Raw genomic sequence first — 8,159 nt, forward strand, 5'->3', positions numbered from 1 at the left:
GCCGCCCGCCACGGCCACGGCGGCGATGACGGCGAGCGCGGCGCGGCGGCCCCGGCGCCGGGGCGGGACCGGCGAGGTGACCGTCGCGGCCTGCGCGGGGGCGCCCATCGTGGGCAGGTCGTGGGGCGACACGGGCGAAGGCCCCTGCGCGGCAGCGGTGTTGAGGGCGGTCGGCGACCACGTGGGCGTGGGGTCCTGGCCGGGCGGCACGGAGGCGTCCGGCGGTACGGACACCGCGTCCGGCCGTGCGGACACCGCGTCCGGCGGTACGGCGGGCGCGCCGGGCGGCACCGGGGGCCGGGCGGGCAGGGGCAGGAGCGGGCGTCCCGTGGCGCAGAGCTGCCGGACGTCGCGCCGCACCTCGCCGATGGCCTCCAGGACGGGCGCGGGCAGGCCGAACCCGTCGCCGCCGTCGCCCTCCGCACCGCGCAGGGCGGCGAGCCGCTCGGCCAGCTCCTCCGGGCCGGGGCGCGCCGCCGGGTCCACGACCAGGCAGGCGGCGAGCACCTCCCGCAACGCGTCCGGTACGGCGTCCAGTTCCGCCTCGGCACGGGACACCCGGTACAGGACGGCGGCCACCGGCCCGTCGCCGAACGGGTCGCGGCCCGCGGCCGCGTAGGTGAGCACGGAGGCGAGGCAGAAGACGTCGGAGGCCACCACCACGTGCCGCCCCCCGGCGACATGTTCGGGCGACATGAACCCGGGGGTGCCGACGAGCAGTCCCGTGGACGTCATGGTGGTGGCGCCCGGGGTGCGGGCGACGCCGAAGTCGATGAGCTTGGGGCCGTCCGGGCCGACGAGGACGTTGGCGGGCTTCAGGTCGCGGTGCAGTGCCCCGGCGGCGTGCACGGCGGCGAGGGCACGCGCCATGGCGGTGCCGAGCGCGGCGACGGCCTCGGCCGGCAGCGGGCCGTGCCGGCGCACCGCGTCGGCGAGGGTGGGCCCGGCGACGTACTCCGTGGCGAGCCACGGCTGTTCGGCGTCGGCGTCCCCGGCGACGAGCCGGGCGACGTGCGGGTGGGTGACGGACCGGGCGACAGCCATCTCGCGCCGGAAGCGGGCCCGGAAGGCGGGCTCGCCCGCGACGTCGCGCCGTACGGCCTTGACGGCGACGAGCTCGTCCCGGTCGTACGGCGCGGGCGGCTGTCCGGCCCCGTCCGGCTCCGCGGGGGCCCGCTCCGGGACGCCGAGGAAGACCTCGCCCATGCCGCCCGCGCCGAGCCGGGCGATCGTCTCGTACGGCCCGATCCGACGCGGGGAACCGTCCCTCAACCGACCGATCATCCCGCCCCGTCCCCCCGTGTCCGCATGTGCCCGAGGCCCCGTCGGGGGCCGTCACCGGGCACCCCGTCGGAACGCCCCGGCAGAGTAGCGGACCGGCGCGGACCGGCGCGCGTGCCTATGGGCCGTGCGCCGGTACGCGGGGGGCTGGGGTCAGGCCCGGCTCTCCGGGTTCCGTACGTCCTCGGGGTACCAGCGCAGCTCGACCGAGTTGCCGTCGGGGTCGCGCACGTAGATCGACTGGGCGTCGCCGCGGGCGCCGAAGCGGCCGACCGGGCCCTCCAGGACCGTGAACACCCCCGAGTCGACGACCTCCTGCCAGTCGAGCGGCTCGACGACCAGGCAGATGTGGTCGACGTTGGCCTCGCCGCGCTCCCCGGCGACGAGGTCGATGATGGTCACCGGGCTGACCCGCGCCGACGGGAACGGGACCTCGCCCGCGCGCCACTCCGCCACGCGGACGCCTTCCAGACCGAGCGTGCCGCAGTAGAACTCCAGGGAGCGCTCGACGTCCTGGACGGTGAGCACCAGGTGGTCGAAGTCCTTGACGCTGACGGGACTGGTCATCGGGGTGTCCTCCTCGGTGTCGGGTACGGGCGGAGCGGGCGGGAACGGCACGTCGGCCAGGACCGGCACCAGCCACGTCTCTTCATACGCCAGATGGTCCCTGAGCCGCCCCGCCAAGGAGTCGAACGTGATCAAGAACTCCTCGGCCCGCGCCGTGCCCAGGCCGTCGAGCAGGGCCAGCAGCCGCTCCTTGATACGGGCGATCTCGCGGTGCTCCTCACCGAGGCGGGTGAGCGGCGCGCGCAGGTGCGGGTGGTGCGCGAGGACCCCCGGGAAGACGTGGTCGTCCTCGCCGGTGTGGTGGAAGGTGAGCGCGTCGCAGAACTCCAGGCAGCGCTGCCGGATCTGCAGGCCGAGGCCGGGCGCGGGCGGTTCACCGGGTCCCTGGTGGGCGGCGCGCGCGGCCAGGTGCGCGGCGGACTCGGCCCGCAGGTGCGTCAGTTGGTCGCGCAGCCAGTCGTGTACGTCGAGGAGCTTGTCGGCGAGGGTGGTGATCGCGCGGGGCTCCCGCGCCACGGGCGTGGGTGTGGGCGTGGACGCGGGTGTGGGCGTGGGCGTGGTCATGCGGAAGGAACTCCAGACAGGGAACGCGGCGCGCGGCGGCACGCGCGCACGGCGCGCGGCGCGCGGCGCGCGAAAGCGAAAGAGAGCTGGGGGAAGCGAAAGGTCCCGGGCGCGGTTACGTCGGCCGGTGCGGCGACGGGTGCGCGGGGACGCCGTCGCCGTACGGCGACATGGCGGGTGAACGCAAGGTCGTGTCCCTTGGTGAAGGTGCTCGCCCGGTCGGGGGCCTGCCCACTGCTCTTCGGCCCGAGCCACGCGGCACGCGCACCATTACAGACACCGGCACCGCACCCTGTCAACGCGATACCGGGGCCGGGGGGCAGGCCCGCCCGGCTGGGTCGGCACCCGCCCGCTCCCCCGCCGGGTCCGGATCCCGGTCGAGGGCGGGGCGGGTTGCCGCCCGGGCCCTGTCCCGATCATCGGGGCACCGCGAAACCCAAGTCAATCCTCGGCTTTACTAGCATGCTCCCAAGCAGCAGCTTGGGTTGAGCCCATCTCGGCCGGAGTGCGGGGCGATATGACCGATTCCGCTCCGTGTTCCGGCTTGTGACGGCTCATCCGCACACGAGACGCTGCCGAGCACGCCTGCGGTCGCGCAGCGCGTACAGGACAGGGCGTGCGGGACAGGGCGCCCAGGGGAGGGAATCAGTACATGGGTTCGATACGTACGAGAAGACGGCGCTGGGCCGGGGCCGTCGCGGCCGTCACCACCGCGGGCCTGGTGTCCGCGGCCGCGCCGGCCACGGGCGCCGAGACGGGCGCCGCGAGCGAGGGCCGCAGCGGCACCTACATCGTGACGCTGGAGGCGGGCACGAAGTCCACCTCCGGCGACGGCAGGGACGTCGCCGGCAAGTACGGCGCCCGCATCCAGCACACGTACAGCGCGGCGCTCAACGGCTACACCGTCCGGGCCACCGCGGAGCAGGCGCGGCGCCTCGCCGCCGACCCGGCCGTCGCCGGTGTGGTCGCGGACCGCAAGGTGCACGTGGAGCCGCAGGGCACCTCCCGCGTCCGGACGCAGCAGGCCAACCCGCCGTGGGGCCTGGACCGGATCGACCAGAAGAGCCTGCCGCTGAACAAGCGCTACACCGCGCCCCGGTCGAAGGGCGCCGGGGTGACCGTCTACGTCATCGACACCGGCGTGCGCACCTCGCACAAGGACTTCGGCGGCCGGGCCCGCTCCGGCTGGGACTTCATCGGGAACGACGGGAACGCGCAGGACGCCAACGGCCACGGCACGCACGTGGCCGGGACCGTCGCGGGCGCGAAGTACGGCGTCGCGAAGAAGGCCAAGATCGTGGCGGTGCGCGTGCTCGACAGCGAGGGCGGCGGCACGCTCGGCGGGATCATCGCGGGCGTCGACTGGGTGACCCGGCACGCGCGCGGGCCCGCCGTCGCCAACATGAGCATCGGCGTCCCGGCCTTCGGGCCGCTGGACACGGCCGTGCGCAAGTCGATCGCCTCCGGCGTCACCTACACGGTGGCGGGCGGCAACGAGAACGAGTCGGCCACCCTCTCCTCGCCGGCCCGCGTCAAGGAGGCCGTCACAGTGGGGGCGACCGACCGCCGCGACAAGCGCGCCTGGTTCTCCAACAAGGGCTCGCGCCTGGACCTGTTCGCGCCGGGCGTGGGCGTGAAGTCCGCGTCGAACCGGAGCAACACCGCGACGGACACCTTCGACGGCACCTCGATGGCGGCGCCGCACGTCGCCGGGGCCGCGGCCCTGTACCTTTCCGACCACCGCACGGCCAAGCCCGCGAAGGTCGCCAAGTGGCTCACCGACCGGTCGGTGAGGAACAAGCTGTCCGGCATCGGCTCCGGGTCGCCGAACCGCCTGCTCCAAGTGAAGTAGCCCGTACCGACGGCCCCCCGGCAGGACGCTCCACCGCCTGCCGGGGGGCCGTCTCGTGCTCCGGGGGGACCCGGTACCCGAGCCGGGCCTCGGGTCTCCCCCGCCCCCTCCAAGCCTCCGCTCGGGTTGCACGAGTACGCCTGGGGCATGCCTGGGCAAGTCCGGGTAAAGGGGGTTTCCCCCGCCTCGCACCGGCTTGTAGCCCTCCACCCCGCCGGTCACGCTGCCATGGACGCGTGCCGTCACGCGGCCGGGCACGCGGTCGCAGGGGAGGGAAGGTCGCGTCCCAGGAGGGGGAACCAGCACATGCGCACGAACATCACGCTGCCGCGAGCACGGCACATACGGTGGACCGCCGTGGCGACGGCCGTCGCCACCGCGGCCACGCTGGCCGCCGTCGCTCCGGCCTCGGGCGCCGCGCCCGAGGCCGCCGACCGCGGCTACATCGTCACCCTGAAGGCGGACACCCGCGCCGCGTCCGACGACGGCAGGGACCTCGCCGAGAAGTACGGGGTCCGGATCAGCCACACCTACCGCGCCGCCCTCAACGGCTACGCGGTGCAGGCCAGTGCCGCCGAGGCGCGGCGGCTCGCCGCCGACCCGTCGGTCGCCGCGGTCAGCCGGGACGCCGCGGTCCACGCCGACCGGATCCAGCCGAACCCGCCGTCCTGGGGCCTTGACCGGATCGACCAGAAGAGGCTGCCGCTCAACCGCCTCTACCGCTACCCGGACACCGCGGGCGCCGGCGTCACCGCGTACGTGATCGACACCGGCCTACGCACCACCCACCGGGACTTCGGCGGGCGTGCCCGGTCCGGGTTCGACTTCGTGGACAACGACCCCGTGGCCGAGGACGGCAACGGGCACGGCACGCACGTGGCCGGGACCGTCGCGGGCACGAAGTACGGCGTGGCCAAGAAGGCCCGGATCGTGGGCGTGCGCGTCCTCAACAACCAGGGGTCCGGCACGATCGCCCAGGTGATCGCGGGCATCGACTTCGTGACCAGGAACGCGCGCAAGCCCGCGGTGGTCAACATGAGCCTGGGCGGCGGCCCCAACGCGGCGCTCGACCAGGCGGTGCGGAACTCCATCGCGTCCGGGCTGACGTACAGCGTGGCCGCCGGAAACGAAGGCGAGCCCGCGAGCGGGACCTCGCCCGCGCGCGTCGCGGAAGCGCTCACCGTCGCGGCCTCCGACCGCGGCGACCGGCGGGCCCCGTTCTCCAACTGGGGGCTCCGCGTCGACCTGTTCGCGCCCGGCGTGGGCATCCGGTCGGCGGGCATCGCCCATGACAACGCGTCCCTGGAGCTGTCCGGCACGTCGATGGCGGCGCCGCACGCCGCCGGGGCTGCGGCGCTCTACCTCGCCCAGCGGCGGTTCGCCACACCCCGTGAGGTGATGCGGGTCCTGGTGGACCGGTCCGCGAAGAACCTGATCGGCGACCCGGCCCCCGGCACGCCCAACAGGCTGCTGCAGGCCCGCTAGTTCATGCCACGGGCCCGCGCCGCCGCGCCGCGGCGGCGGGGCCCCACCGGCCGCTCCGGCCACCCGCCGCCCCCGGCAGGACGCACTCCCTCCTGCCGGGGGTCCCCCGTGCCCGCTCCGCCCCGCCCGCCCGCGGCCGGTCTTGTGCACGTCGTTACGCGTGAGTAGTTAACAACGCGCCGGATTGCCCACCCGAGAAGCGTGGGAAGGCTCCTCCGGTACGCGCGTGCACCCGTCCGGCCCACCGACGCGCACGCGCACCCGCGGAACCCCTCCACGACCAGAATCCGCCGACGCGTACGCGGAACAGGAGCGGTCATGCCCGAACCCAGCGAGTCCGTAGGGGAGTTCACCTCCGTACCCGTCACCGGACGGATCCCGATCCTCGGCGTCGAGCCGTCGGTCCTCGGCGGCAGACGGCCCGCCAAGGCCGTCCCCGGCGAGACGTTCCAGGTCAGCGCCACCGTCTTCCGCGAAGGACACGACGCGGTCGCCGCCAACGTGGTGCTGAGGGACCCGGTGGGACGCGCCGGACCATGGACACCCATGCGGGAGCTGGCGCCGGGCACCGACCGGTGGGGCGCCGACGTGACGCCGGACGCCCCCGGCGACTGGACCTTCACGGTGGAGGCGTGGAGCGACCCCGTCGCGACCTGGCGCCACCACGCGCGGATCAAGATACCCGCGGGCATCGACACCGACCTGGTCCTCCAGGAAGGCGTCCGCCTGTACGAGCGCGCCGCCGCCGGGGTACCGGGCGCGCTGCGCGGCCCCGTCGACGCCGCGATCGAGGCGCTGCGCGACACCTCCCGGGCGCCCGCCGCGCGCCTGGCCGGGGCGCTCACCCCCGAGGTCGACGCCGTCCTCGCCGCCCATCCACTGCGCGAGCTGGTCACCTCCACCGAGCCGTTCCCCCTGCGGGTGGACCGCGAGCGGGCGCTCTTCGGCTCCTGGTACGAGTTCTTCCCGCGCTCGGAGGGCGCCGTGGTCCGCCCCGGCGAGCCACCGGTGTCCGGCACGTTCCGCACAGCGGCCCGGCGGCTGCCCGCGATCGCGGACATGGGCTTCGACGTAGTCTACCTGCCGCCCGTCCACCCCATCGGCACCACCTTCCGCAAGGGCCCCAACAACTCCCTGTCGGCCGGGCCGCACGACGTGGGGGTGCCCTGGGCGATCGGCTCCCCGGAGGGCGGGCACGACGCGGTCCACCCCGACCTGGGCACCCTGGACGACTTCGACGCCTTCGTGGCCGAGGCCCACCGCCTGGGCCTGGAGGTGGCGCTCGACTTCGCGCTCCAGTGCTCGCCCGACCACCCGTGGGTGGAGAAGCACCCCGACTGGTTCGCCCGGCGCGCCGACGGCACCGTCGCGTACGCGGAGAACCCGCCGAAGAAGTACCAGGACATCTACCCCATCCACTTCGACCGGGACCTGCCGGGCATCACCGCCGAAACGGTCCGGCTGCTGCGCTTCTGGATGGGGCACGGGGTGCGCGTCTTCCGTGTCGACAACCCGCACACCAAGCCGGTGGCGTTCTGGGAGCAGGTCCTCGCCGACATCCACCGCACGGATCCGGACGTCCTGTTCCTCGCCGAGGCCTTCACCCGCCCCGCGATGCTGCGCACCCTCGCCGCGATCGGCTTCCACCAGTCGTACACGTACTTCACGTGGCGCAACACCAAGGAGGAACTGACGGACTACCTCACCGAGTTGTCCACCGAGACAGCGCACTACCTGCGGCCCAACTTCTTCGTGAACACCCCCGACATCCTGCACGCCTACCTCCAGGACGGCGGGCGCCCGGCCTTCGCGGTCCGCGCGGTGCTCGCCGCGACGCTCTCCCCCACCTGGGGCGTGTACAGCGGCTTCGAGCTGTGCGAGAACACCCCGCTGCGGCCCGGCAGCGAGGAGTACCTGCACTCGGAGAAGTACGAGCTGCGCCCGCGCGACTGGGCGGCCGCCGAGCGCGCGGGCCGCAGCCTCGCGCCCCTGCTCACCCGGCTCAACGCGGTCCGGCGCGCCAACCCGGCCCTGGCCCGCCTCCGTGACCTGCGCTTCCACGAGGCCGACAACCCCTCGGTGCTCGCGTACTCCAGGACGGCGAGAGGCGCGCACGGTTCGAACACGGTTCTGGTGGTCGTGAACCTCGACCCTCACCACACCCAGGAGGCCACGGTCTCGTTGAACATGCCACAGCTCGGGCTCGACTGGCACGAGTCCGTGCCGGTGCGCGACGAGCTCACCGGCGAGACCTACCACTGGGGCAGGGCCAACTACGTGCGTCTGGATCCGGGCGTCACGCCCGCGCACGTACTCGTCCTGCGACCGTCCTACCGCTGATCGGAGGGTCACCCACATGATCGTCAATGAGCCCGTCCAGGACACCTTCGAGGACACCCCCGCCAAGGAC

General features: G+C 74.3%; 4 protein-coding genes and 2 pseudogenes. 3 read left to right on the top strand and 3 right to left on the bottom strand.

Annotated features, from left to right (window positions below; translation table 11 throughout):
• The 3 genes and pseudogenes from QK440_RS40200 to QK440_RS40210 form a co-directional block, all read right to left on the bottom strand.
• Positions 1–1,272 (bottom strand): serine/threonine-protein kinase (locus QK440_RS40200; RefSeq protein ID WP_282798221.1); only part of this gene is annotated, 1,272 nt, incomplete at its 3' end.
• A gap of 162 nt (positions 1,273–1,434) precedes the next feature.
• Complete coding sequence (locus QK440_RS40205) at positions 1,435–1,848, bottom strand: VOC family protein (protein ID WP_282798224.1); 414 nt, start codon at positions 1,846–1,848, stop codon at positions 1,435–1,437.
• A gap of 69 nt (positions 1,849–1,917) precedes the next feature.
• Positions 1,918–2,412: pseudogene (locus QK440_RS40210) on the bottom strand (hemerythrin domain-containing protein); the annotation flags it as partial.
• 652 nt (positions 2,413–3,064) lie between these two features.
• Here QK440_RS40210 and QK440_RS40215 point away from each other — a divergent pair.
• From QK440_RS40215 to QK440_RS40225, 3 genes and pseudogenes are all read left to right on the top strand, one after another.
• On the top strand, positions 3,065–4,264 hold the full coding sequence (locus tag QK440_RS40215; RefSeq protein WP_282798222.1) for a S8 family peptidase: 1,200 nt from the start codon (positions 3,065–3,067) through the stop codon (positions 4,262–4,264).
• A gap of 306 nt (positions 4,265–4,570) precedes the next feature.
• Complete coding sequence (locus QK440_RS40220; protein ID WP_282798223.1) at positions 4,571–5,749, top strand: S8 family peptidase; 1,179 nt, start codon at positions 4,571–4,573, stop codon at positions 5,747–5,749.
• A gap of 318 nt (positions 5,750–6,067) precedes the next feature.
• Positions 6,068–8,109, top strand: a pseudogene (locus tag QK440_RS40225) (alpha-1,4-glucan--maltose-1-phosphate maltosyltransferase).
• Positions 8,110–8,159: the final 50 nt, after the last annotated feature.

Origin of the sequence: Streptomyces sp. CC224B, assembly GCF_030010595.1 — a bacterium.
Taxonomy (GTDB): Bacteria; Actinomycetota; Actinomycetes; order Streptomycetales; family Streptomycetaceae; genus Streptomyces; species Streptomyces longispororuber.